The 25388-nt window shown below is 64.7% G+C and carries 26 protein-coding genes; 8 read left to right on the forward strand and 18 right to left on the reverse strand.

Annotation, left to right across the window (positions count from 1 at the left end):
• Positions 1-888 (forward strand): HDOD domain-containing protein, encoded by an 888-nt coding sequence (locus KA712_16280; protein ID MCG5054522.1) that lies wholly within the window; start codon positions 1-3, stop codon positions 886-888.
• Here the strand turns inward: KA712_16280 and KA712_16285 are convergent.
• The 10 genes from KA712_16285 to KA712_16330 are packed head-to-tail and all read right to left on the reverse strand — an operon-like array spanning position 875 to position 10583.
• The gene (locus KA712_16285; GenBank protein MCG5054523.1) at positions 875-1327 is read right to left on the reverse strand and encodes a chemotaxis protein CheX; all 453 of its coding nucleotides are present in this window, start codon (positions 1325-1327) and stop codon (positions 875-877) included. The two genes, KA712_16280 and KA712_16285, sit on opposite strands and share 14 nt — an antisense overlap.
• Positions 1328-1334: 7 nt before the next feature.
• Entirely contained in the window at positions 1335-2165 is an 831-nt protein-coding gene (locus KA712_16290; protein ID MCG5054524.1) for a protein-glutamate O-methyltransferase CheR, read from the reverse strand.
• The gene (locus KA712_16295) at positions 2162-3283 is read right to left on the reverse strand and encodes a chemotaxis response regulator protein-glutamate methylesterase (GenBank protein ID MCG5054525.1); all 1122 of its coding nucleotides are present in this window, start codon (positions 3281-3283) and stop codon (positions 2162-2164) included. Before KA712_16295 ends, KA712_16290 begins: the two co-directional genes overlap by 4 nt.
• The gene (locus KA712_16300) at positions 3280-3660 is read right to left on the reverse strand and encodes a response regulator (GenBank protein MCG5054526.1); all 381 of its coding nucleotides are present in this window, start codon (positions 3658-3660) and stop codon (positions 3280-3282) included. The genes KA712_16295 and KA712_16300 overlap by 4 nt, the downstream gene beginning before the upstream one ends.
• A gap of 15 nt (positions 3661-3675) precedes the next feature.
• On the reverse strand, positions 3676-4833 hold the full coding sequence (locus KA712_16305; GenBank protein ID MCG5054527.1) for a hypothetical protein: 1158 nt from the start codon (positions 4831-4833) through the stop codon (positions 3676-3678).
• A 15-nt stretch (positions 4834-4848) separates the two neighbouring features.
• Positions 4849-5274 carry a chemotaxis protein CheW gene (locus KA712_16310; protein ID MCG5054528.1) on the reverse strand — a complete coding sequence of 142 codons (426 nt, stop codon included), beginning with the start codon at positions 5272-5274 and terminating at the stop codon, positions 4849-4851.
• Between the two features lies 1 nt (position 5275).
• Complete coding sequence (locus KA712_16315) at positions 5276-7504, reverse strand: chemotaxis protein CheA (GenBank protein ID MCG5054529.1); 2229 nt, start codon at positions 7502-7504, stop codon at positions 5276-5278.
• Positions 7505-7552: 48 nt separating this feature from the next.
• A complete protein-coding gene (locus KA712_16320) occupies positions 7553-9340 on the reverse strand; it encodes a SpoIIE family protein phosphatase (GenBank protein ID MCG5054530.1) in 1788 nt (595 codons plus the stop codon).
• Positions 9337-9639, reverse strand: coding sequence for an STAS domain-containing protein (locus KA712_16325; GenBank protein MCG5054531.1), 303 nt, complete (start codon positions 9637-9639; stop codon positions 9337-9339). Before KA712_16325 ends, KA712_16320 begins: the two co-directional genes overlap by 4 nt.
• Positions 9640-9650: 11 nt before the next feature.
• Positions 9651-10583 carry a methyl-accepting chemotaxis protein gene (locus KA712_16330; GenBank protein MCG5054532.1) on the reverse strand — a complete coding sequence of 311 codons (933 nt, stop codon included), beginning with the start codon at positions 10581-10583 and terminating at the stop codon, positions 9651-9653.
• 189 nt (positions 10584-10772) lie between these two features.
• On the opposite strand from KA712_16330, the gene KA712_16335 reads away from it, so the two are divergent.
• The gene (locus tag KA712_16335) at positions 10773-11048 is read left to right on the forward strand and encodes an STAS domain-containing protein (protein MCG5054533.1); all 276 of its coding nucleotides are present in this window, start codon (positions 10773-10775) and stop codon (positions 11046-11048) included.
• Between the two features lie 19 nt (positions 11049-11067).
• Positions 11068-11418 (forward strand): response regulator, encoded by a 351-nt coding sequence (locus tag KA712_16340; protein ID MCG5054534.1) that lies wholly within the window; start codon positions 11068-11070, stop codon positions 11416-11418.
• Between the two features lie 80 nt (positions 11419-11498).
• On the opposite strand, the gene KA712_16345 is transcribed toward KA712_16340, so the two are convergent.
• Both KA712_16345 and KA712_16350 read right to left on the reverse strand, forming a co-directional pair.
• A complete protein-coding gene (locus KA712_16345) occupies positions 11499-12422 on the reverse strand; it encodes a hypothetical protein (protein MCG5054535.1) in 924 nt (307 codons plus the stop codon).
• 10 nt (positions 12423-12432) lie between these two features.
• The gene (locus tag KA712_16350; GenBank protein ID MCG5054536.1) at positions 12433-12801 is read right to left on the reverse strand and encodes a response regulator; all 369 of its coding nucleotides are present in this window, start codon (positions 12799-12801) and stop codon (positions 12433-12435) included.
• Between the two features lie 207 nt (positions 12802-13008).
• On the opposite strand from KA712_16350, the gene KA712_16355 reads away from it, so the two are divergent.
• Genes KA712_16355 through KA712_16365 form a run of 3 tightly spaced genes read left to right on the forward strand, consistent with a single transcriptional unit; the run spans position 13009 to position 16130 of the window.
• Entirely contained in the window at positions 13009-13527 is a 519-nt protein-coding gene (locus tag KA712_16355) for a chemotaxis protein CheX (protein MCG5054537.1), read from the forward strand.
• Positions 13528-13586: 59 nt separating this feature from the next.
• On the forward strand, positions 13587-15620 hold the full coding sequence (locus tag KA712_16360) for a chemotaxis protein CheA (protein MCG5054538.1): 2034 nt from the start codon (positions 13587-13589) through the stop codon (positions 15618-15620).
• A 12-nt stretch (positions 15621-15632) separates the two neighbouring features.
• Positions 15633-16130 carry a chemotaxis protein CheW gene (locus tag KA712_16365; protein MCG5054539.1) on the forward strand — a complete coding sequence of 166 codons (498 nt, stop codon included), beginning with the start codon at positions 15633-15635 and terminating at the stop codon, positions 16128-16130.
• Between the two features lie 36 nt (positions 16131-16166).
• Here the strand turns inward: KA712_16365 and KA712_16370 are convergent, their stop codons facing one another.
• On the reverse strand, positions 16167-19718 hold the full coding sequence (locus KA712_16370; protein MCG5054540.1) for a hypothetical protein: 3552 nt from the start codon (positions 19716-19718) through the stop codon (positions 16167-16169).
• A gap of 218 nt (positions 19719-19936) precedes the next feature.
• Between KA712_16370 and KA712_16375 the strand changes: the two genes are divergently transcribed.
• Entirely contained in the window at positions 19937-20383 is a 447-nt protein-coding gene (locus KA712_16375; protein ID MCG5054541.1) for a thiol reductase thioredoxin, read from the forward strand.
• Between the two features lie 24 nt (positions 20384-20407).
• Here the strand turns inward: KA712_16375 and purN are convergent, their stop codons facing one another.
• The 3 genes from purN to KA712_16390 form a co-directional block, all read right to left on the reverse strand.
• Positions 20408-21052, reverse strand: coding sequence for a phosphoribosylglycinamide formyltransferase (purN, locus tag KA712_16380; protein ID MCG5054542.1), 645 nt, complete (start codon positions 21050-21052; stop codon positions 20408-20410).
• Positions 21049-22131, reverse strand: coding sequence for a phosphoribosylformylglycinamidine cyclo-ligase (gene purM / locus KA712_16385; GenBank protein ID MCG5054543.1), 1083 nt, complete (start codon positions 22129-22131; stop codon positions 21049-21051). Before purM ends, purN begins: the two co-directional genes overlap by 4 nt.
• Before the next feature lie 102 nt (positions 22132-22233).
• Positions 22234-22662 (reverse strand): secondary thiamine-phosphate synthase enzyme YjbQ, encoded by a 429-nt coding sequence (locus tag KA712_16390; GenBank protein ID MCG5054544.1) that lies wholly within the window; start codon positions 22660-22662, stop codon positions 22234-22236.
• Positions 22663-22812: 150 nt separating this feature from the next.
• On the opposite strand from KA712_16390, the gene KA712_16395 reads away from it, so the two are divergent.
• Positions 22813-24339, forward strand: coding sequence for a trypsin-like peptidase domain-containing protein (locus KA712_16395; GenBank protein ID MCG5054545.1), 1527 nt, complete (start codon positions 22813-22815; stop codon positions 24337-24339).
• Between the two features lie 54 nt (positions 24340-24393).
• On the opposite strand, the gene nusB is transcribed toward KA712_16395, so the two are convergent.
• Both nusB and ribH read right to left on the reverse strand, forming a co-directional pair.
• A complete protein-coding gene (gene nusB, locus KA712_16400; GenBank protein MCG5054546.1) occupies positions 24394-24849 on the reverse strand; it encodes a transcription antitermination factor NusB in 456 nt (151 codons plus the stop codon).
• Between the two features lie 38 nt (positions 24850-24887).
• Positions 24888-25373: a 6,7-dimethyl-8-ribityllumazine synthase gene (gene ribH / locus KA712_16405; protein MCG5054547.1), complete on the reverse strand. Its 486-nt coding sequence runs from the start codon at positions 25371-25373 to the stop codon at positions 24888-24890.
• Positions 25374-25388: the final 15 nt, after the last annotated feature.

Below are 25388 nucleotides of genomic sequence, written 5' to 3' on the forward strand. Positions count from 1 at the left end.
ATGTCGCAAGCACAGCCTGCTGAATCAGGGACGGCTGCCCGCGTAGCCGCTCAACTCGAACAGATCGCTCTTGCCCGCATCGAGCAAGACCGGCTTGCGCTTCCGGCGCTTCCTGCCGTTGCGACGAAGTGTCTCGAGCTTCTGAGAAAGAACGACTTTAGCTCAAAAAAGGTGACGGATCTCATCGAAACGGACCCCATCTTGGCCGTGAGGATCCTACGCACAGCCAATAGCGCAGCGTTCGGCGCCCGGCAACCGATCACCAACATACACCACGCGGTCACCCATCTGGGTGCGAACAAGCTCAAGACTGTGATGATGGAGGCCGCCGCCCGCCCCATCCTCGAATCGCGTGATAGCCGTATCGCGGATGCCACGCGAGGTCTGTGGGAGCACTCAGTGGCCGTTGCGCTGCTGTCTCGCGATCTGGCCGTCGTGGTGGGTGTTGCGGAGCCCGAGGACGCGTACCTTGCAGGACTTCTGCATGACGTTGGCAAGCCCGTGCTGGCCATGCTGCTCCTCGAGGCGGAAAACATGATGGCCAGCCGATCGAGCAAGGAGTGGATCGATTCAACCGTGTGGGTCGAGACCTTGCAGCGCAGCCACCGCAATGTCGGTGTGGCCGTTGCGAAAAAGTGGGCCGTACCCGAGGCGGCCGTCAAAGCCATTGCGGACTGTGGCGACTACGACTCTGGCGAACGAAACTCTGTCGCCAACCTGGTTCGATTCGCCAATGCCGTGGCAAAAAAGATGGGTCTATACGTGGGAAAGACCGACACGGACGATACGGAGACACTCATCATGATTGGGCGGTCGCTCCTCAACATCGAGGATGACCAGCTGGCGCGTTTGGCGACCGGGCTTGCCGATCGGGTCAGAAGTCGCTGAGTTGGCGACGAAGGACGGCGGCCGTGATGCTGCCGTCCTCGATGGGGATGGTGACGAGCGCAAGCGGTCCCATCGCAGCGTAGATCCCAGACTCCCCGGGATTTGGGACATCCGGGATCGATAGGTTGAGGGTCTCGCCCAGCGCAGATTTGAGGTTTCCAGCGATCATGTTGGCGAGCTCGTTGGTAGCGTCTTGAGCATCGGCATCACTGACCTCATCCGCGACGGAGCCGAACATGGAACTCGCCACGCGACGTGCCAGGAGAGGCGAGCACCGGATAGCCACATCTCCCGAGAAGGTTCCGTCCAGATGGACCCGGCTCCGCAGGCAGGCACCCGAAGGCACTGCCGCCGACGGCTCTCCGGCCGTGAGGCCGAACGAGCTGCAAATGAGGGCCACAACGTCGATGAGATGGGTCTCGATAGCGTTTGGATTCATGGCAGGATCACTTCTCGCTCTGATGGTGTCGGAAAACTGTGCTTCGGCCGACTTGCACCCCTGTGAGTGAGTCTGTGACGCCGATGAGGGATTCGGAGGAACCCAGGAACACGCTGCCGTCTCTTCGGAGTTGTCGCGCGAGCCTATCTACGATTGACTTTCGGGTTTCAGGGCTGAAGTAGATGAGGACGTTGCGAATGAAGATGACGTCGAACATTGGGAATGAAGGCCACGCCTCGACGAGGTTGAGGTGCCGCCAGTCGATGGCCGAGCGAAAGTTACTCTTGATGCGCCACTGGGCACCTTCCCGTTGGAAGTGCTTCACGAGCAGGACCGCAGGCAGACCGCGCCCTGCTTCGAGCTGATTGAAGAGGCCCTCGCGCGCCCGTTCAAGTACAGGGGTTGAGATGTCTGTCGCCGTGATCTGAAAGCGCCAATCCGATAGCCCACCGAAATGCTCGTGCAACATCATGGCGATGCTGTAGGGTTCCTGGCCGGTCGAGCAGGCGGCGCACCAGATGTTGATGCGCTTTTCGCTGCGACGCTTCTCCATGAGCTCGGGAAGGATCTGCGTGCGAAGCGTCTCGAAGGGATGAAGGTCGCGGAAAAAGCTCGTCTCGTTCGTGGTCATGGCTTCCACGAGGGAGCGCGCCTCGTTGCCTTCGGGCGAAAGGCGAGACCGTCTGACCAGCTCTGCCATGTCTTCGATGCCCAACTGGCGGGCGATGGGGCCCAACCGGGAGTCCGCGAGGTAGCTTTGGCGTTCGTCGAGCACGATCCCGGTTCTCTTGCGAACGAGCTCGCGGACGAAGTCGAAGTCCGTGCGCAGGAGGCTCATGGCCGTGGCTCCCCGGTGGCCGCTTGCGTGCGGGCCGGCGCGCTGTTCACCGCACGGATCAGCTCGGGTGCGATGTGCTCGAGGGGCAGGATGCGCGAGGCAAGGCCTGCGCGCACGACGGAGCCCGGCATGCCCCACACGGCCGAACTCTTCTCGTCCTGGACCCACACGGAGCCGCCCGTGGCCACCAGGGCGTCCGCGCCCCTGGTTCCGTCCGAACCGAGTCCCGTCATGATGACCGCCAGCACGCCGGCGCCGAGGCTGCGGGCCGCCGTGCGGAGCAGGGGATCCACCGAGGGTCGACATCCGTTTTCAGGTGGGCTCTGATCGAGATGCAGCCTGTGACCCACGTGGGGGTCAGACGACAGGGTGACGTGATGGTCGCCGGGTGCCAGGTAAACCTGACCGTTTTTCAGTGTCTCGGCGTGTTGGGCTTCTCGAACGGGCATGTTGCTTCGCGCCTCGAGCCGCGCGGCCAACATGCGGGTGAACGCTGCAGGCATGTGCTGCACGATCACGACGGGGACCGGATACCCCGCTGGCAGCGCCGGGATCACCTGAGAAAGAGCGGTGGGGCCGCCCGTGGAGACGCCTATCACCACGAGCTGCACCTGCGTGGGAACGTACCGACGCAGGATGGGAAGACCGGCCGGCGTGAAGGGCCGGGGCGACTCGCCCGTGGGACCGTCGCCAAGAGCTGCGGCCCGCGACGACAGGGCGATGATCTTGGGCATGAGAACATCTTTGATGATCGCCTGCACGCCCGACTTGGGCGAGGACGGCGTCAACGCCGTGGGCTTGCATACATAGTCAGTGGCACCCAGCGTGAGGGCGTCGAGTGTGGCGCGGGCGCCGCGCTCGCTCAGCGTCGAAAAGACGATGACTGGCGTCCGGACTCCGCGTCGCCTCAGCTCGCGAAGGAAACCGAAGCCATCCATCACGGGCATTTCGAGATCGAGGATTATGATGTTGGCAGGAAAAGACGTAAGACGCTGTAGGGCTTGTGCGCCGTCTACGGCAGTCGCCACCTCCAAGATGGCAGGCTCGGTGTTCAGTTCGTCGGTGAGGACCCGCCTTACCACCGCAGAGTCGTCGACGACCAAGATGCGGAGGCTCATGAAGCGGCGTCCACGATGCCCATGAGAGCGAGCTTCTCGCGAAAAGCCTCGCGGCAGAAGGGCTTGATGAGGTACTCGTCTGCTCCCGCGTCGAGAGCGGCGAGAATGTTTGCGGCCTCTCCCTCGGTGGTGACCATCATCATTCGTACACGGCGGTGAGCGGGGTTCTCTCGCACCTGCTTGAGAAACTCGTACCCGTTCATCTCGGGCATGTTCCAATCGACCAGGGCGAGATCGAGTGGCAAAGAATCCTGGAAAACAGTCAAGGCTTCCTTGCCATTGCCTGCCTCGGCTACCACCAGGATGCCAAGCTTTTCGAGGAAATCTCGAAGCATCTTTCGCATGGCGCGGGAGTCGTCAATGACCATGGCACGCATCACAGACTCCTTTCTTCAGTACGCGAACTGGGACAGGACGTTTTTAAGTGAGTCGGCGAGCCGTGTAAGCTCGTCGGCCGCCCGGCGGGTATCTGCAGCACCGGAAGAGGTGCTCCGCGCTGCCGCTGCGACACCAGCGATGTTGCTGGTGATTTCACGGGTGCCGCGGGCGCCTTCGCCCAGGGTGCGGGCGATCTCGGAGGCGATGCTGCGCTGCTCTTCGAGCGCCGCGCTGATGAGGCTTTGCATCTCGTTGACACCGCCAATCACTTCCTTGATGTCCCCGATGGCTTGCACCGCAGATTGGGTGTCGCCGCGAATGGCTTCGATCTTCTTGGCGATGTCGGCCGTAGCCCGCGCTGTTTCGTTGGCGAGCTCTTTGACTTCGTTGGCGACGACGGCGAAGCCGCGGCCGGCCTCGCCTGCGCGTGCGGCCTCGATGGTGGCGTTGAGGGCAAGCAGGTTTGTCTGCTCTGCGATGCTGTTGATGATGCGAACGATTTTTCCAATGTCCGCGCTCGAGTCGCCGAGGCGCTGGATGGCCCCGCTGGCGCTCTCGACCGCACGCACCGCCTGCTGAGACGCACCGGAGGCGCGCGAGCTGTTGTCTGAGACCTCCTGGACGGCCGCCTTCATCTGGTCGGTGGCTGCCGCGACGGCAGAGACATTTTGAAACACCTGCTCCGAGGCGGCGCTCACCACGTTGGCCTGCGCCGCCGTCTCCTCTGCGTTGGCGCTCATGTGCTCGCTCACGAGGCGAAGCGTGTCGGCAGCTTCGATCAAGGTGTCACTTTGGCCCCTCACGCTCAGGAGGGTCGAGCGCAGGGTTTCGACGGTCTGGTTGATGGAGTGGGAGAGATCAAGAAGGTCTGTTTCGTCTTTGGGTGTAAGGCGCGCGGTCAGATCGTGTTCGGCAACCGCGTCGAGGACTCTTTGGGCTTCCTGCAGCGGCAGCGAGAATGTGCGGACGACGTCACCCGAGACGAGGCGCAAGACGAGGAGGAAGATAGTCCCCGCTGCGGCGACCACAGCCAAGCTTGCCAGGCTGCTGCTCGAGCCAAAGGCTCGGTACGCAGCGTGCGCAACGAGGGCTTGAACCACGATGCCTATCGTCGCGAGCAACATGATGCGACGGACGCCCCTGCGAACCCCGCCAGTATTTCTGAATTCCATGCGCGTTGACTCCAGTCAGTACGAGGCGACGTCCATCGCCCGATCAGCGTCGAGGACCAACAGGAGACGTTTGTCCAGCTTGTAAGCGCCCTTGAGCAAGCGGCGCCCTTCTCCCTGCAGGGTTTCGGGGATGGGTTCGAATTCCTCTGCCGGAACCTCAATCACATCGGCCACTCGGTCCACCGAAAAGCTGACGAGGCCATCCGGCTGTCGCAGGAGGACGTTGAAGGCTTTCCTCCCGGCAGGCATGGGGGAAAACCCGAACCGCGAACGCAAATCGAGGACGGGTACGATCTGTCCCCGCAGGTTCATGAGCCCTCGCACGGTCGGCGGCGCCAGCGGGACCTCGGTCAGGGGGTGATGCCTCAAGACCTCCTGGACGCGCAAGGCGTCGACCGCGAGGAAGTAGTTCTCGAGATAGAAGGTGCAAAGTGGTTCCATCTTATCCTGTGGGCCTCAGAGCTTGCGGGACGGGGCCAAGGACCGTCTCCAGGAGGTACTCGATGTCGATGACTTCGGCGATCCGCTGCTGAATCACCAGCGTTCCCGCCACGCCGGGTCGAACCCCTGTGGCTTGAAGGCATGAAGGCCCCTCGACGATGTCCAGGATGTCGGCAACCTCGACGCCGACGTAGGCCTCACTGCGCTCGAAGACGATGACGTTGGCTTCGTCCGACGAGGCGGCCGCAGGCAGATCCGTGTTGCGGGGACGGGTGCGCCGTTCGACCACGATCTGCTCGAGCGGAACGACTGGCATGATGGCGTCTCGGTACTGGATCGCTTCGTGCGCTCCTGAACTCTCGAAGGTCTGCTTGGGGATGATCTCGAGACGTGTGACTTTTTCGAGCGGAACCGCCATGCGGCCGTCGTCGGGGCCCCGAAAGAGAAGATAGGTCGTCCGCGCCTGCGCGGCGTTCATGAGATCGGAAAGCCGTGGCAGGGCCGTGCGCTCGCGGAGCTCAGAGACCACGTGTGATTTTTGTGCGAGTCCCAGGGTGTCCAGGATCAGGGCGACCCGTCCGTCGCCCAGGATCGTAGCTCCCGCGAAGAGTCCCACCTCCTTGACCTGGCGGGGCAGAGGCTTGACGACGATCTCTTGTTGGCCCGTGACGTTCTGGACGACCAGACCGAACTGCCGTCCGCTGGCTTGCAGGACGACGATGTAGAATGATTGACCGGTCTCGGCGGGGCGGCCGAGCTGTTCGTCAAAGATGACGAGGGGCAGCAGTTTTCCCCTTAGCCGGTAAACGGGTGCACCGTGAATGTATTCGATGAGCTGTTCGTTGCGTCCTTCCTCGACCCGAACGAGCTCGAGGAGGTTCACCTGAGGGATGGCGAAGCGGTCGGCGCTGGAGGTGACGATGAGGGCCGGCACGATGGCCAGCGTGAGGGGTATCCGCAGACGGAAGGTCGTGCCCTGGCCAGGGCGCGTTTCAACCTCGACGGTTCCGCCGATGTTCTCGACGTTGGTCTTCACCACGTCCATGCCCACACCGCGCCCAGAGACGTTCGTGACTTCCGAGGCGGTTGAGAATCCAGGCAAAAAGATGAGCCCGGTGAGGTCAGACTCTGAAAAATTTGCCACCTGCTCCGGCGTTACGAGCCCTCGCGTAAGAGCCTTTTCCTTGACGCGGTCGAGGGGAATGCCGCTGCCGTCATCGGTGATCTCGATGTTGACCTGGCCGCCCTGGTGAAAGGCCCGGACCAGGATCTTCCCTTCGGGGTGTTTGCCACGAGCTTGGCGTACGTCAGGGGCCTCGATCCCGTGGTCGACGGCGTTGCGCAGAAGGTGGGTCAGAGGGTCCTTGATCGCCTCGATGAGGGTCTTGTCGAGCTCTGTATGTTTTCCGTCCAGCTCCACCCGTACCAGCTTGCGGCAGGCGCGCGAGAGGTCTCGCACCATCCGCGGGAACTTGCTGAAGACGTGATCGACCGGTTGCATGCGCATGCGCATGATGCCCTCCTGGAGGGCCATGGTGATGAGGTTCAACCGTTGGGCCGCGGCAGCCAAGGTGGGGTCCGAGTGTGTCGGGGGCAGCTGCAGAATTTGGTTTCGTGTGAGCACCAGCTCGCCGGCGAAGTCCATCAAGTGGTCGATGAGCGCCACATCCACGCGGACGGTTTCGTTGCCATGGTGGCTCTCGTGATGGGCGGGTGCTGGCTCTGCCGCCGCTGGAGGCTCGGCCGCGCTGACGGGCGTTTCGGGAGGCGGCGGCGGCGGGGGCGCAGGCGCGGGCGCGCTGGCGGCGGGTTTGGGCGAGGGCGCAGGGGCTGGTCGAGGCGCGGGAGCCGCTCCGCCCGTGGAGAGCACCTTGAGGCGCTCGGTGAGCTCGGTGTAGTCACCGTCTCCGTCGGTTCCGCCCACCTCGATCTCACCCAACATGTTGCGGATCGCATCCACCATCGCAAGCAGGGCGCTGATCTTGTCGTCGTCGATGGCGAGCTCGCCATCGCGAACACGTGAAAGCAAGCTTTCGCCGCCGTGGGTGAGCGCTTCGAGTTTCGAGAATCCCAGGAACCCAGACGTGCCCTTGATGGTGTGGGCTGAGCGAAAGATCCGCGCGACCAGCTCACGGTCATTGGGAGTCTCTTCGAGGGTCACCAAGTCGCGATCGAGGCGATCGAGGCCCTCCCGGCTCTCGACCAAGAACTCTGCTAAGACCTCTTCCATTCCTTCGATCATGTGAGCCCAGAAGCTGTTGCTAGAGAATCGGCTGCGTCAGCGGAGGTCTTGAGGTGAGACCACCGGCCAGGTTCCCGAGTGGTAGGGCTGGGCCTTGCGGTGGGGCGGGGGAAGCACCGTCAGCTCGAGAAACGTAAGGTCGTCGGAGCGACGCTGCGAGCCCCGAAACGCGGCCAGCTCGTCTTGAAGCCGGGCCAGGATGTGGTCCCCGGGCCCCGACCGAGCGAGGGAAGCCTCCAGTCTCTCTTGGCCGAACAGCTCACCGCGCGCGTCGCTTTGCTCGGTGATGCCATCGGAATAAAGAAAGACGCGATCGCCCTCCCGCACCGCCAAGGTGCCCACCTCGAACCCGAGCTTCGACGACGAAACCACACCGAAGGGCAAGCAGGGGCGGCTCCAGCGCCGAAGCCCACCCCGGGCAGCGTCGAGGACAAGGATCGGGGGCGTGCCCGCGGTAAAGAGGCGAAGGTTTTGCCAGGTGCCGTCGAGTTCCACGACGGCGGCGGCACAGAAAAAGGCCGTGGGCATGAGGTCGTGAAGGCGGTCGTTCATCGTCGCCAGGGACTCGGGGAGTCCCACGCCTTTGCGGGCGGTCGCAAAAAAGGTTGATGCCAGCGGAATGGTGCCCATCGCGGCGGCAAGGCCATGCCCGGCGAAGTCGGCGACGAGGGCGCGCAGGCCGCCGTCAGGGAGTTGGTGCACGAGAATGACGTCGCCGCAAAACGTTTCGAGGGGTGCTAGCAAGTAGTGCACCGCAGGGTGCTCCAGATGCCCCTGCTCGAGGATGCGGCTAACCACCCTCAACGCCACTTCCTGTTCTTGCTTGGCTGCCAGGCTGAGCATGAGCAGGTCATCCCGCTGCCGGGTGAGCGCGGCGTTGGTCGTGATGACGCCGGGAGGGGCAGGTGAAGAGGCCCGGGGCACGTCCTGGGTCGCCCCCGCCCCCCCGTGACGAACCCGCGCCACAGCGATGTTTCCCAGGCCCTCGAAGTGCAATTCGTCGAAGGCAAGCGCGCGCGCCAACGCCAAGCCTCTGCCGTTCGGAGCCAAATGATCGATTCCTGGCGCATTCCAGAAGCTTTGGTGGTCGAAGCCCCGGCCCTCGTCGACGATGGTGATCACCGTCTCGGCCGGTCCAACGCTCCAAAAGAGTTGGACGCGTTTGTCACGATGTTCTGGCTGCGCGAGTCGCCGTTCGATCTCCTCCCACCACGCCACGCCTTGAAGGAGCATCTCGCACTTTTGCCGCCCGTCGATCCCCAGCGTTCCGTGTTCGATGGCGTTCAGCAGGAGTTCTTCGAGCCCAAGCTGTTGACGCTCGGGTCTGGGGCAGTGCGCGGCCAAGTTCCGCGCAAGCGCGTGCGCCTCACGGGGCGTTCGAATCGCGAACCGCGCTTCGCGCAGGGCGCCGGAAGACAGCGACAGGTCTTCAACGCGGCCGCGCACCCGGGCCCGTGCGGCGCCAGCAACCAGGACGGCAAGATCCTCCGGCGTCAGGGGTTCTCGAATCCACGAGGTCATGCCCAGCCGGCGCAGGAGGGGCTCGAGGCAAGGGGCCTCCGCATCGAGGATGGCCACGACGGCCAGCGCGTGACCGCCCACCGCGCGGGCTTCCAGGAGGCGACGAACCAGAGCGATCGGGGCGCCGCCACGCAGGACCACGCAGGCGGCGGCCGGCGGCGGCGCAACGGGCTCCGCTTCGTCTTGTACGACGAGCGCCACATCCGCCTCCGCGAGGGCCGCGTGCCAGGCGGGCTCGGGCGGTCTTCCGCTCCACGCCACCTGGTGAGGGCCGCCTTGATGACCCACGGCGTGCAAGCTCACGTCAAGCGCAGCAGCTGGCCAAAGTTGGCGATCTGCAGGACGTCGCGAGGTTGGCCCCGGCTGTTGGCCACCTCGACGCGTGCCGGATCGCCTTCTGCTTTGTCGCGGAGCAGGAGCAGCATGCCCAGCGCAGCGCTGTCCATGTACGAAGCCTGGCCAAGATCCACACGGTACTTGGCGCCTGCGAATCCCAGGGCGAACGCCCGGCGGAAGTCGTTGTGGCAGGTAAAGTCGAAGCGCCCCGTCACCACGACGGTCACTTCGTTCTTTTGCTCGTCAAAGCTGACCTCGACAGGCATGAATTTCCCTTTCAGAAGAGTTCGACGTCGCCGCGCTTCATGCTGGTCTGGGCGACCGCCCCGGGCTTCGCGATACAGTCGAGCTCCCGGGCGATGTCCTGAAGGTGCTTGAAGGTCTCACCGGATTCGTCCGCGGCGGCTGCCAGCGCACGGTGGGTGAGGGACCCCAGGGTATTCACCTTCTCCGTGATGCTATCGATGAGCTGAGTCAACATATCCTCGAACTGCAGGGAGCGGGTGGCGTCCGAGATGAGGTTCGACACCCTGCTGAGCGTGCTCTCGAGGACCTCGTTGACTTCATCGAGCCGCCTGACGATGTCGAACAGGCCCGTGCGAGACTCGATGGCGGTGTTCATGTCGTGGGACGCCAGGTCGGTGGCGCTCTTGCGGATACGGCCCAAGCAGCCGAGTGATTCGGTGACCTCGTGCCGAATGTGCGCGCTCAAGGTGGCAGAAGCGGTAGCGAGCCGTTTGATTTCGTCGGCAACGACCTTGAAGGTCGCCCCCGCCTCCCCAGCCCTCTGTGTTTCGATGCGCGCGTTGAAGGCGATGAACCGCGACTCCCGCGCGAGCTGGTCGATGCCGGAGGTGTCGCGGGCAATGCCGTCGACGTGCTCGGAGAGCACCATGACGTGCTCGATGATTTGCATGCTGATGCCGCTCACGCGAACCACTTGGTCCACGAACTCCGTCAGCAGCTTGGTCGTGGTTCCCGCGAGCCCCACGCCGTTTTTGAGCGCGTTGTCCTTGAGAGCACTCGAGACCGACTCGAGCAACGAGCGCTGGGTCGCCACCACGCTCTCGAGCCCTTTGAAGCTCACGAGGAGGTGCCCGACCGCGTCGCGAACGACGGCTCTGGCTCGTCCCAGGTCCCCTTTGAGCCCGTCCAGGACGAGATCCAAGCTGTGCCTCAGACCTGTGACCGCTATTGTCTTGCTCTCCACTCTCGAGCCTCGGCGTGGGCCATCGGCAGCCCTCCTCGCCGGGTTTAGGTCACGGGCTGAATAAGCGCACTTTGCACCCGCCGAGCGAGCAGGTAGAGCGCTTTGGTGCATCGAAGGCGGTTACCGTTCAAGGCGCGCGACGAATCAACCGATTCGCCTGGCATGGCTACGCTAGAAGGTCTTGCCGCTGTGAGGTTACGCCTCCCTGCCGAGCTCACCATTTCGTGCGCTAACGACACCCTTGCGCGCCTGCAGGACGTGAGCGACGAGGCGCGTGCTCTCGTGCTCGACGCAGCGGATGTGGTTCGCGTGGACACGGCGGGACTTCAGCTTCTCGTGGCCTCGCGCCGCGCGAGTCTGGAGGCAAGGTGCGAGTGGACCCTGGCGAATCCCGCCGGGATCTTGGTGGACAATGCAAGGCGTCTGGGTCTAGGGAACGCCTTGGGATTCGGTCGCGAGGAATAGGGAACAAATGGCAAGGATCATGACGATCGACGACTCCGTGTCGATGCGCAAGTTGGTAAGCGCCACCCTCGTGGCCGCGGGTCACGAGGTGGTCGAAGCGAGCAATGGGACGGAGGCGCTGAACCTGGCCAAAAACGGCCTCATTCAGCTCTTCATCAGCGATGTCAACATGCCCATCATGGACGGCCTGACCTTCGTTCGGAACGTCAGGGCCATCGGCGCCTACAAGTTCACGCCGGTGCTGATGTTGACGACAGAGATGGACCCCGAGAAAAAGCGCTCTGCCAAGGAGGCGGGGGCCACGGGGTGGCTGGTGAAACCCTTCGACCCCGAACAGCTCCTGGCCACGGTCCGCAAAGTCCTCGACTGAAAGGCCCCGGCTCCGCCCTCGGGGCTGCTCCTTGGGCAGCGGCTCCGAAGGCGGTCCTTCCGTCCCCTCCTGCGCCTGTCTCAGAACAGGAAGACTTCGCCGGCGTTCGAGTTTTCGACGGGCTTGTCTCCGCCGATCTCGACGTGCATGGCGGGCGATATGTGGGTCTCGACGTCGAGCCCCATCAGGCGACAGAGGGCAATCACCCCTTCGCGGGCGCGGTTGTCGAGCCGCATCAGGCCCTGAGCCACGGCATCCTGGAACTGCAGATGCGACAGCGCCTCATGTGATGCGTGCATGATGTCGTTCATGGCGGTGTCGCTGGTCGCGAGCGCCACGGCCACGTCCTCTTGCTGGCCGCGCGAAGCCGCCTCGAGGTCCGCCATGCCATCTTGTAAACCTTTCGAGAATTCTTCGGAGCTTCGGCTCATGCTCTCGACGCCTGCGACCATCTTGGGCAAGAGCGTCTGGACGGTGTGGGCCAGACCCTGGATGGTTCCGTTCAACTGGGCGATGGCCTGACTCAGGTTCTTCATGTCCGTGGCGATGACCGAGAAGCCTTGCGCGCTCTCTGCCAGCCGCGCCGCTTCGATACGGGCGTTGAGGGCCAAGATGTTGGCCCTGCGGGTGAGGCCCTGAACGCTGGCCGCGGCGTCGGCAATGCCCGCGGCGCTCTGGGCGGTTTGTGTGGCAATTTCTCGTTGCTCGGCGATGCGTGACGCCATGTCGCTCGCAAACCCCGCCGCGCGACGCAGCTGGGTTGCGATGGCGCGGCCCATGGGCGAGGCGCTGTCGTTCGCGCCCTGCCGCAGCACGTTTCGCAGCGCCTCGAGCTGGCGGGAGGCGATCTTGACGATGCGGTTGACGCTCTCGCCGGCGGCCATGACCTCCCGCTCGGTCATGCCCACCACCTCTCCGATGCGCTCGGTGAGGGAAGATCGCAGCGCCAGGCCGATGGCTACGGCCTGCTCTCCGATCGTTTTGGCCTCGGAATCGACGACCATTGGCGGAGAATCAAGCGGCGAGGAGTTTCTTCACGGCGGCCACCAGGAGATCGGCCTTGAAGGGTTTCACGATCCAGCCCTTGGCACCGGCCTTCTTCGCGCGCTCGATGAGGGCAGGTTGCCCCTCGCTCGTCAGCACGATGATGGGAAGTGCAGAGTTGGCGGGTTCCTTCTTTACGACCTCGATCATCTCGAGGCCGTTCATCCTCGGCATGTTGACGTCACAGATCACGAGCCCGATGGCTTTGTCGGCGCTGATCTTGCTGACGCCCTCTGTGCCGTCTCCGGCTTCCACGACGTCATAACCGGCCTGGCTCAACGCCATGCCCACTTGCTGCCGTACGCTGGGTGAATCATCTACGACCAAGACGCGTTTCATGTCGACTTTTCCTCCTCGGGTGCAGTCTGGGAATCGAACTGTGTGCGGAGATCATCGGTGTGTCGTTGGTGGGCTTGAATCCGGCGCGTCGTTTCGTTGTGACTCAAGGGATTGTCACCATCCCCCGATTCCTCGAAATCGCGAGGCGTCTCGAGTCAGGCTGCGGTGGGAGCCGCATGCCATTGGTGGGCAATTGAAGGAGAAGCAATGGACGTAGAGCAGCGTGTTCGGGAACTGATGAGTTCGTTGACGACTGATGCGTGCGTGAAGTTGTTCCAGGACTATCACGTGACGGTGTCTCCGGACGGTTTAGGAGGCTCACAGGCCGATGGCATGTTGTACTGCGGCATCGTTGGCTTCACGGGCAACGGGATTCGGGGGAGCTTGGTGCTCTCGGCGTCCCAGGGCCCGCTCGAGGGGTCAAACCCAGTCAGGGCGGCTTCCCAGCGTGACTGGACGGCAGAGTTGTCGAACCAGCTCGCAGGCCGTGTGAAAAACCAGTTGCTTCCCTACCAGGTGGACATAGCCATCAGCACGCCGGTCGTGCTACGCGGCGAGCACATCTTTTTGGAGGCCCGTTCCGGCTTGCAACCGCTCGTCTTCGACGCCCCGGGGGGCAGCATCACGGTGTGGATCGATGTCGAGCTGATTGAAGGCTTCGAGATCTGCTTCGAGCGTGACGAGAGCCAAGCGGCCGTCAGTGAGGGGGAGGCGCTTCTCTTTTGAGCCTACGGGAGCCGTGAAAGGCGAGTGTCCGTAAGGGGGCGAGAGAGACGAGGTCGAGTATGAGTCCCACGATTTCTGATTTGCAGAGGCAGCTTCTGGGAACCTTCCTCGAAGAGAGCCACGAGGGCCTGGCGCGGCTCGAGGAGGGCCTACTGGGCCTCGACGCCTCGGGACCGGACGCGGTGATGGTGAACGACATCTTCCGCGCGGCGCACTCCCTCAAGGGAGCGGCGGGCACCTTCGGGTTCCCGTCGATCACGGCCCTCGCGCACGAGATGGAGACGGTGCTCGACGGTGTGCGGAGCGGGCGCCGGGCGGTGACGCCGCCTCTGACGGCGCTGCTCTTGCGCGGCGTCGATGCGCTCAGACACTTGTTTGAGGACATCGGCCGAGGGGGAACGGCCGATGGTGAGCCCTTCAAGCCCGTGTTGGAGGCCCTGAAGACGGCAGCCCGCGAGGTGACGCCACAAAGCTCCGCCCCGACGCTCGCGCCGCCGCCTCCGGCGCCGCAGGCCGTGCCCTCGGCGGCCGCTTTTCGGATCCACTTTCGTCCCCACGCAGGCTTGCTCTCCGGGGGCAACGAGCCTCTGCGGCTGTTCAGGGAGTTGGCGGAGTTGGGGAGCCTCGCGGTCACTGCCGATACGTCCGGCGTTCCGGATCTCGCGTCCCTCGAGCCGGAGATTTGCCATCTGGCGTGGACGCTCGAACTCAGAGGCTCTGTGAGCCAGGCGCAGATCCTCGAGGTTTTCTCCTGGGTCGAGGATGAGTGCGAGCTTGGCGTCGAGCCGATCGAGGCCGAGCCCCCGCGCCCGCCGGAAAGCGCGGCCGCACCCCCACCGGTTGCGGCGGGACACCCGGGACCTGAACGGGGAAGCCCGACGAGCGACGATCAACTCAACTCGATTCGCGTCTCGATCAACAAGGTTGACCAGCTCATGAACATGGTGGGCGAGCTGGTGATCACGCAGTCGATGCTGGGAGAGCTGGATGACGAGGGGCCCATCGATCCGGGGCGTATGGCGCGCATCCGCGAGGGGCTTTCGCAGCTGGCGCGCAACACCCGCGCCCTGCAGGACAGCGTGATGCGGCTGCGAAGCCTTCCGGTGAGCATCTTGTTCGCACGCTTCCCGCGCCTCGTTCACGATACGTCGCGCGCGCTCGAGAAGAAGGTCGAGCTGAAGCTGTCGGGTCAGAGCACCGAGGTGGACAAGACCGTCCTCGAAAAGCTCTCCGACCCGCTGGTGCATCTGGTCCGCAACGCTTTGGACCATGGGCTCGAAGGCGCGGCCGAGCGCATGGCGGCCGGCAAGCCTGCTGCGGGGGTCATCGAACTCAAGGCGTACCACCGTGGGGGCGACATCATCATCGAGGTGCAGGACGACGGGCGGGGGCTCTCGCGTGATCGGATCCTCGCCAAGGCGAGGAAGCTTGGCATGATGGGCGATGACGTCGAGCCCGATGACAACGCCGTATTCGAGTTGATCTTCGCGCCCGGGTTCTCCACGGCTTCGACCATCACCGATCTTTCGGGGCGAGGCGTCGGCATGGACGTCGTGCGCAGAAACATTCGTGCCCTCGGTGGCGATGTATCGGTATCGTCTCGGCCGGGCGAGGGCACCCGCGTGGCTCTCCGGGTGCCGCTTACGCTTGCCATCATCGACGGGCAGCTCGTGCGGATGGGAGAGTACTCCTACGTCGTGCCGCTCCTCTCGATCGTCGAGTCGATTCAGCTCGATCCCAAGACGTTCAGCAAAGTCGAAGGGCGGCTGCCCGTCTACCGTCTTCGGGACCAGATCGTGCCGGTGGTCGATCTGGCCCGGCTGCTGCGGGTGCCCACGACAGTCAATGACCCCCTCGAGAAATTGATGGTCGTGGTCGAGTCGGACGGTGAGTTGGTGGGGCTCTTGGTGGAAGAGCTGCTCGCCCAGCAGCAGGTGGTGGTGAAGAGCCTGGAAACGAACTTCGAGCGGGTCGAGGGGCTCTCCGGGGCAACGGTGTTGGGGGATGGACGCATCGCCTTCATCCTCGACGTGGTGGGCCTGGGCCGCATGGCGCGCGCAAAGGCCGCGCGTTACGAAAAGATCGCAGCATGAGGAGGCTGGTACATGTCTGGTTCCGTTGAAGCGTACCGAAGCGTGAGTGGGCATGGCCCCGTGAGCGACGAGACGCAGATTCTGACGTTCATCGTGAACGGTGAGGAGTTTGGGGTCGACATCCTGCGGGTCCAGGAGATCCGGGGCTGGTCCGTGCCCATGCCTTTCCCGCAGGCACCCGCGTTCGTCAAGGGCCTCATCAACATCCGGGGCGACGTGGTGCCCATCGCAGACCTGCGCGAGCGGCTGGGCTTGCCCTCACAACCGCATGGCCAGACCACCGTCATCGTGATCCTGCGGGTGAAGCAAGCGGGTGAGGAGCGCATGCTGGGCGTGATCGTCGACGCCATGTCCGATGTGACCAACATCCCCGCCACGTCCATTCGCGCCGTGCCCACGCTGCAATCCGGTGAGCAGGCCCTGGCGCGCGGCATTGCCGTGCTGGACGAAAAAATGATCACACTGCTCGACGTGGACGCCATCCTGGGCGGCGCCAAGCTGGCCGCCTGAGCCGCCGCCTTCTTCTGGCAAACGATCTGAGGGCGCTCACGCCCCGGCGGCGAGCCGCTCCGTCTCGCCGAGCTGTTCCTGCCTGTCTTCGTGGATGGGATCGGCGCCGATCGTGCCTTGCAGATCCTCCAAATACTGAGGAGACGAAACCCGGGTCAGCTCGCGTTCCGCCCGCACCAGGCGCGCCCGAATGCCGAGACGGTCGGCCTCGTCGCGATGCCCGGGCTTTGCCAGGAAGGCGCGCAGGTTCACCACGTGACGAGACCAGAGGCTGGCGTCGCGCTGCTGTTTGATCTGCAGGCGCCTCTGATACCAATCACTTGCCAGCAAGGCCTCGCGGGTAAAGAGCGCCCGCAGCTCGGGGTGCGCGGCGTCCTTGCCTTCGTAGTGTCCGTGCGCCATCAAGTGCAAAACGGCGGCAAGGGGAGGGCAGGCGTCGTCGATGCTGCCGTCCTCGAAGTAAGCCAAGGCTGCCCGCCGTTGTGCCTCTGTAATGTTGTTGACGCCATCGGCGAACACGGCTGGGTCTTGCAGCTCTGGCCGCAAGATTTCATCGGTGAAAACCGCGCGCGGGTTATCAAAAACGCGGCCCAAATAGGTGCGGACGAAGCGGCTGGTGATGCGGTATCCCAGGCGGCTCGCGAGCACCTTTTGCCCGCCGTGGTCGAAGTCCTCGAGCTTCTCCAGATGTCCCTCGGCGATGAGGAACGCCGGGTTGCGTTCGGCGGGCGTCAACCGGCACCACAGCTCGGGGATGAGCAGGCTGATGTCGTGGTCGAAGCGAAAGTCGGGCCCGACCCAGCCCGCGGCGGTGGAGAAGCCCGCGTAGCCCGTGAGCAACATCGACACCAGGGAGTTATTGAGATCGGCGGTAGCGCAGATCGCATTGAATGGCCCCTTGGTCAAAGCGCCCTCCGAGCCGGCACCGGTGGTGCTTGGTGACTTGCCCGTGACCGAGCACACGTAGTCCATGAAGAGCTCGGGCAGCTCCTGATAGTGGATGGGGTTGAACACGCACAGGGGGCGAATGCCCTTTTCGGGCGGGTTGTTGCGCCGTCCCGAAAGCACGCTCGTCACGGGGAAGGACACGGCACGGTCAGGGGGGACGCGACGCACCAGGCGCGTGCTCACCTCGGCCAGGTAGCGATCCCGGGGCCGCGACACGTCGGGACGCACCTGCAAGTACCGCGGGTTCTTGCTGGGTTTGCCGTCCACGATGCGCGGCCGCGCCGAACACAAGGTGTAGTCTTGCCCTGCGTCCAAGGAGCTTTGCAGGTGGTCCTGCATGGGCTTCGTAAAGGCATCGAACAGGGCCACATCCTCCACGATCTCCTGCACCTCGGCGCGATCGAGCGGCTGGAAATTCGAGGCGAAAACACCCGCCTCGGACATGTCAATCTCCGTCTGCTTGTCGAAACCGGGGTGAATCGCCTCGTCGGGACGCTGAAACAGGCGGAATTCGCAGTTTTGGGCCAGCTTCAAGCTGGGGTGATCTTTGTAGAAGGCCGGCAGGTCCAAAAGCACCTCGGTGGGCACCACCACGGACGCGGTGATGTCGTCCTCCATCTGCACCTTGTCCGCGGGCATGAAGTCCTGCCGAAGCTTGAACGTACGCCAGGCGCCATCAGGCGAGAGGCCCACCCGGAGGTAACTGCCCACCAGCCTACGGCCGTCGTACTTGAGCTCGTGCCCCCACGACCCGTTGACGATGTCGACGGTGAAGCGCTTGCGCCAGTCATCTCCCCAGCTGGCGTTGTAAAACCGCTTGATCACGTACACCAGCGCCCGGACGTGGTTCGGGATGCTCCTCAACCACGTGTTGTACTCGGGCGTGTAATCGAACTCGTTGGGCGTGAGGAGCTTGATGACGGAACCCAGCGAACGGGCGGGCGACAACACGGGGCGGCTGCTGCCATCTGCCGACACCCTCTTCGGGTCGCGCCCCGGCAGCCAGCGCTCGGCATAAGAGTGCTTGAAGATCTCGTCGACCAGCTCCAGGTCTTTTTCGACGTCGCTGACGTAGATGGGCCCGTAGAGCACCGAATCCAGGATGCTCTTGCTGATCTCCGATTTGCCGCCGCCCGAGACGGTGCATGGCTTGTGGCAGAACACACCCTCGGCCACGGCGCCCACCAGGCGCCAGCTGGGCGCGGCGGGGTGCTTTTCCAGCCGGACCTTGTAGCCGCTTGGGTGCACGTAGACGTGGCCCGGCATCAGGCGAAGCGTTTGCTCTTCGCCTCCCTTCGTCCAGCGCGCCGCCTGCGTGGTCACGTCCATTTGAACGTCTTCGGGCACGTAGTGAATCGTGGGGTAGGCCTTGTCGGTGGCGTAGCCCGTGTCATGCACTGTGATGGCGTCTCCCAGCAGAGCTTGAACCTCTGCGAACGTATGCCCGCCGTCGTAGTAGCGCGGATCGGGCGTGAACTTGTCGCCCAGGTTGTACGACGAAAACGCGAGGGCCCCCCCGGCGTGCTCTTCCTCGGCCAGGCCGAAAAGGTTAGCGGCGAAGCCGATCTGGGTCTTCACCTCCTTTTTGCAGTAACCGAAGTAGTTGTCGGCGAGGATCGTGACCATCACCCCGCTTGGGTCGCGCGCCGTGACCTTGAACGGCTTTCCACCGTTATAGAGTTCGTCTGCGCCGGTTTCGCCGTCGCGCCAGAACATGCCCTCGCGCTTTTGGCGGGGGCTGGCGTCGCGCTCGTGGGGAAGTCCGAGCTCACGCTTTTTTAGCTGCGTGAGGTGCGGGGCCAGGATCACGCAGCCTGTGTGACCCGTCCAGTGGTCCACGTCGAGGGCTGCGTCGTTCTCCGGAAGGAACGGATCGCCGGCGTTACCGAAGATGCTTTCGACGAAGTCGAGGTTCGACACCAGACCGCCGGGCACGAAGAAGCGGATCTCCATGCGCTTTTCCGGGGTACGTCCGGGAACTTCGGGGCACACCAGCGGGCGGAGCAACAAAGACACCATGGTCTCCACGGGCTCGTCCCAGGCTGCCGAAAAGGGCACCCGCTTGAGGCTTGCAGGCGCGTCGAACGCCGCCCGGAGCATGCGCGCGTAGGCGAGCAGGGGCACGGCGATCTTGTCGGCGGGCACGGGCAGCCCCACATCGGCCACGTGAAACACGCCCTTCGTGGTGCGGCGATCGTTGACGGGGTTGTGAATCACGCCGTTGGCGGTGCGGTAGCTTGTGACGTAGTCGTTTTCCCACAGCGTTTTGCCCATCGGAAAAGCGAGCTCTCGAGCCAGACCCCAGCGATCGAGAATGAAAGAACCCGGCGCGAGGTGAACGTGTTCCGGGCGTCCGAGGGGGGCCAAGAGCCGGTCAAGGAAGTCTTGGATGCGCCGATCGGCAGGGTTGAGATGCTCACTCAGCAGCCGGCTTTGCTCCCGGTAGCGGGCAAAAAGGTCGCGCCCGAGCTCCATCACGTGCTCGTCGTCGCCGTTGGGGGGCAGCCGGTGTCCGAGCGCCGCCAGCTTGAGCAGAATCAGCTGCCGCAGGCGCTTGTGGCCCTCCGCCGCTGAGCTGCCCGCAGGCTGTCCGGCAAATGTCCCCTCTTTGGTGAGTCCAATGCGTCGTTCCGTATCCATGCGCGCCTACAGAGTAACGCAAACCCCAGCGGGGGCGGAACCCTTCGGGTGTTCCGCGATAAAAGAAATCATCACCTTGAAACGCGGACGAAACCGTGGCGTCACCGGAGCGTTTTGGCGGGGCAAACGAAGCACGCCAGACGCAAAATACGCGCGAACGGCGCATCGTTTTGCCCTCCGTAACATCCTAGTTTCGACGGAATGCAATGGAGGCCGTGATGAGTTATGCGCTCACCCGAACCTGTTCCTCTTGTGGGCAGCGAAACCGTGTACCCGCCGCGCGTTTGGCAGACGAGGGCCGTTGTGGTGCTTGCAAGGCCCCGCTTCCGCCGCTCGCCGAGCCCGTCGACCTGCAAAGTGTGACCGCCTTCGATGACCTCGTCCGCGAGGCCCGGGTGCCCGTCTTGGTGGATTTTTGGGCGGCCTGGTGTGGTCCTTGCCGGGCGGCGGCGCCCGAGCTCGTTGCGCTGGCCCAGCAGAGGGCCGGACGGGCCGTGATCGCGAAGGTGAACACGGAAGAGCTGCCCGCATTGGCAGCTCGCTACGGGGTCCAGGCCATCCCGAACTTCGTGGTGTTCTCGCGGGGGCGGCTCGTCCGCCAGCAGGCCGGCTTTCCGGGTCGTCGCGGGTTAGAAAGCTTGTTGGACCAGGCCGAAGCTGCCTGAGAGTTGCCTGAGGCGAGGAGGCGCCTACAGGCTGCTCAGGGCCGCATCCGAGGCGGCGCGGGGTGCATCGTCGATCTGCACGCGCCGGCCCTCACGGCGCACCCTGCCTTCGGCATGCGCCCGCACCACAGCGGGAAGCAGCGCGTGTTCTTGTCGCAAGATGCGTTGCTGCAGGGTCTCGGCCGTGTCGTCGGGTAGCACGGGCACCACCGCCTGCGCCACGATGGGGCCGCTGTCTACGCCGGCGTCGACGAAGTGCACGGTGCAACCGGCGAACTTCACGCCTGCCTCGAAGGCTTGCTTTTGCGCGTGCAGCCCCGGGAAGGCGGGAAGCAGCGCGGGATGCACGTTCAACACGCCGTCAGGAAAAGCGTCCAGGAAGGCGGGGGTCAAAAGTCTCATGAAGCCGGCCAGCACCACGCACGAGACATCGAAGTCCCGCAGCTTTTCCAACAGCGCCGTGTCGAATGCGCCGCGATCGGGAAACGCGCCGTGAGGCAGCACGAAGGTGGGAACCCCCGCGGCCTCTGCCCGCGCCAAAGCGCCGCAGCCTGCCACGTTCACCCCCACCACGGTAACCCGGGCAGGAGCAAGCCGGCCTTGGGCCTGGGCGTCGAGCAGCGCTTGCAGGTTCGTGCCGCCTCCCGAGGCGAGCACCGCCACGTTCATTCCAGGAACTCCACCTCGGCACCCGGCGACGCGGCCGAGGCCACGCGGCCCACGCGGAAAACCGTTTCGCCCTGCGCGCGCAGCAGGGTGGCCGCTTCGTCGGCCCGGGCTTCCGGCACGGCCACGATCATGCCCAGCCCCATGTTGAAGGTGCGCCGCATCTCCTCCTCGCTCACGTTGCCCAAGCGGGCCGCGTGCTGCATCAAGGGTGGCACGACCCAGCTGCCGCGCTGGAGCTCGAGCTTGAGGGCTGCGCCCTCGGGCAGCATGCGGCCGGGATTTTCCACCAAGCCGCCGCCGGTGATGTGCGCGGCGCCCTTGAGCCACCCCGTCGCGTAAAGCGCGCGCATCGACTTGACGTAAATCCGCGTCGGGGCGAGCAAGGCCTCACCAAGCGGCACCGCCACGCCCTCGAGCTGCGCGTCCAGGGGCAGCTGGGCGTGCTCCAGAAAAATGCGGCGCACGAGCGAGTAGCCGTTCGAGTGAAAGCCCGAGGAGGCCAAGCCCAAGAGCACGTCCCCCGGGACGAGGTGCTGACCGTCCACCCGTCCGTCGCGTTCCACCACGCCCACACAGAAGCCCGCCAGGTCGTATTCGCCCTTTTGGTAAAAACCGGGCAGCTCGGCCGTCTCACCGCCCACGAGCGCGCAGCCGGCCTGCAAACAGCCTTCGGCGATGCCGGCCACCACCCGCTCGGCCACATGCACCTCGAGCTTGCCCACGGCGAAGTAGTCGAGGAAAAACAGCGGCTCGGCGCCCGTGACCACCAGATCGTTGACGTTCATGGCCACGAGGTCGATCCCCACCGTGTCGTGTATCCCCAGGGTGAACGCGAGCTTGAGCTTCGTGCCCACGCCGTCGGTGCACGACACCAGCACAGGGTCGCGGTAGCCGGCCGGCAAGGCGCACAAGCCCGCGAAGCCCCCAAGCCCCGTCAGCACCTCGGGGCGCCGCGTGCGGGCCACGTGGGCCTTGATCTGGTCGACGACCGCATTGCCGGCGTCGATGTCGACACCGGCGTCGCGGTAGGTGAGGCCCGCGGGGGCGGAGGGCTTGCCAGAGGACGGGGGGCTAGACATGGAGGGCTCTGATTATTACTCCCGGCCCCGCTTGGCAACCGCTGCGTGCCAGCGGGGTTCAGATTCCCGGCGCGGGGGGGAAAAGACGCATTGCGTACGTGGTCAGGCTGCCGTGCCCCAGGCGCTGGCCATCACGGTGCGTCCCGTCGCGTGGTCGCGGTGCTCACCGAGGTAAATGCCCTGCCAGGTCCCCAGGGCCAGCTGGCCGTTGCGCACGGGGAGCAGCAGCGAGGGGCCGAAGAGCGCGGCCTTGATGTGAGCCGGCATGTCGTCAGAGCCCTCGAGGGTGTGCTCGTAGTAGGGCGCGTTCTCAGGGGCGACCACGTTGGCCCAGCGTTCGAGATCACCGCGCACGTCCGGGTCGGCGTTCTCGTTGACCAGGAGCGACGCCGACGTGTGTTGGATGAAGAGGTGCAAAACCCCCGCGGCAAGCCCCTCGAGGCTTGGGCCCTGGCTCAAGATCTCGCGGGTCACGAGGTGGAAGCCCCGGGCGCGGGGCTGAAGGCGTACGATGCCTTGAACGAAGACCATGGACGCTTGGTTTGACCCGCAGAGGGGGCCGTGTAAAGGGGCGTGCAGGGGCGCTCCGTAAATCGGGTCGGCTGGGAAGAAACGCAGCGCCGGAGAGGTTCATCTGAGGAACGACGAGGCGCCCGCCATCGAGGGCAACGGAAGGACACCATGACGAATTTCGCTCCGCACTTTTCGGCAAACCGGGGCCGTAGGACTCTGATGACGGCCGTGCTTTTGGCCGCCTTGACCGCAGGGGGGCGCACCTCGGGGCTCGTGCAGGTGCCCGAGGCGCATGCACAAACGGACAGCGCCGTGACCCCCAAGATGCAGGCCCCGCCGGAGGCGCGCGCGTTGTCGCGGGCGTTTGCCGGCACCGCCAAGGCGCTTGGCCCCAGCGTCGTGCGGATCGACGTCGAGGCAAAATCCCCGAAGCAGCGGCCCCAGGCGCGGCGAGACCTGCCCGACGATGTGCCCGACATCTTTCGCCACTTTTTCGAGTTTGGGGGCGGCGGGGGCGGCATGCCCTCTCCGGGGCCTGTTCACGGGACGGGCTCGGGCGTGGTCATCGACACGAAGGGACACATCCTCACGAACAGTCACGTGGTCAAGGGCGCGGACGACGTGAAGGTCACCTTCGCCGACGGGCGTGACTTCGAGGGCGAGGTGGTGGGACGCGACGAAGAAACCGATGTGGCCGTGGTGCGCCTCCAAAAAACGCCGACGGCGCTCGTGGCGGCGCGCCTGGGTGACTCCGACAAACTGGAGGTGGGCGAGTTCGTGCTGGCCGTGGGCAGCCCGCTCGGCATGGACCAAACGGTCACGGCCGGCATCGTCAGCAGCAAGGGCAAAACGAACGGCCGGATGCGCATGTCAGGCAACCGCGTGCGCCAGTACATCCAAACGGACGCCATGATCAACCCGGGTAACTCGGGAGGCCCGCTGTCGAACCTCGACGGCGAGGTCATCGGCATCAACACGCTCATCAACACCGGCCCTGGCGGTGCCTACGGGTTCGCGATTCCCATCAACCAAGCCAAACGCGTGGCGCAGGCGCTGATCAAGGACGGCAAAATGCGGTACGCCTTTTTGGGCGTGTCGATCGTGGATCTCGAGCGGCTGCCGAATGAGGCGCGCGCCAAGCTGGGCAAAAACTTGCCCGAACGCGCCGCCGTCGTGGAAAAGGTCACGCCGAATGGTCCCGCCGAAAAAGCGGGGGTGCGGCCCCAGGATGTGGTCACGAAGATCGACGACCAGGCCATCGAGAGCGCTTCCGATGTGGTGGCCTACATCTCGGATCAGCCCATCGGTAGCCAGGTAAAGCTGACGTACGTGCGAGAGGGGCGCCCAAACACGGTCAAGGTCACGTTGGCAGAGCTCAGCCAAGACGAGCAAACCGTGGCCTCGGTGGGCGATGGCCGCATCGGCCTGGCCCTGCAGTCCCTCACGCCTGAGATCGCCCAGGGGCTCGGGCTTCCCGCCGAGACCAAGGGTGCGGTCATCACGGAGGTGGCGCCGGGCAGCCGCGCTGAGCGCGCCGGGCTCGCGCCCGAAGACGTCATCCTGAAAATCAACCGCAAGCCGGTCAGCGACTCCGAAGCCGCCGTTCAGGTGCTCAAAGAAAACCCCAAGGGCCGACAGCTTCTGCAGGTGCGTCGGGGCAATGCCACACGCTTCGTGACGATTCCGCCAGCCTGACGGGCTGGCCCGCGTGAGGGACGCCTGCGGGGGTGTATCCCTCGCGCGGGACCCTCAGCGGGTCGTGCGGGGAAACTGGCGCAGCGCCGAGTCGAGGATGCCGTTGACGAACGCGGCCGCTTCGCCGCTTCCGAAGCGCTTGGCCAGCTCGATAGCCTCGTTCAGCACGACCTGGGGGGGCACGTCGGGCTCGAAACGCAGCTCGTAGAAGGCCAGGCGAAGCACACAGCGGTCGACGCGGGTCATGCGCTCCACCCGCCAATTGCGGGAGACGCGCTGAAGGCCTTCGTCGAGCACAGCCCGTTGCTGGCTGACCCCGGACACGACGCGTGCGACGAAAGAGCGATCCAGCGATTCACCGGGACGGCTCGGCCCGTCCTCTTCGCCGGCGCTGGCGAGCTCGGAGAAATAAAGCGCAAGCGCGTCATCGGCCGCCAACTCGGGGTTGGCGTCCAGCTTGAACAAGATCTGAAGTGCGATCTCGCGTGCGCGTCGGCGAATGCCTGCCATGGAGTGAGCTCGGGCCGAGGTACGAAAAGGCGGGTTTTCTACTGGGAGAATGCCGTTGCGTAAAGCTGTGCCATCTCGGCCGCGACCAGCGCGGCGTCGTAACCGCGGTTGCCTGCTTTGCTGCCAGCCCGTTCGATGGCTTGTTCCATCGTCTCGCAGGCCACGATGCCGTTGCCCACGGCCACCTTGCCCTCGGCGGCGATGGCTGCCACCGCCGCCGTGGCTTGGCCTACCACCAAGTCGAAGTGGGGCGTGGCACCGCGAATCACCACGCCCAGGCAGACGATGGCATCAAAGCGACCGCTGTCGGCGGCCCGGCGGGCCAGGCCTGCGATTTCGAACGCGCCTGGGCACCGGTAAAGTTCGATGTCGGCCTCGCGGGCGCCCGTGCGCAGAAGGCCATCGATGGCCCCCTCGACGAGCTTGTCGACCATGAAGTCGTTGAAGCGGGAGGCGATGAGGGCGAAGCGCTTGCCCGCCGCGGAGATCTGGCCAGCGTGTGTCTTGACGTTATGGTGGGGCATGAAAGGGCAGGGGAG

The sequence above is a fragment of the Myxococcales bacterium genome (assembly GCA_022184915.1).
GTDB lineage: Bacteria > Myxococcota_A > Polyangia > Fen-1088 > Fen-1088 > JAGTJU01.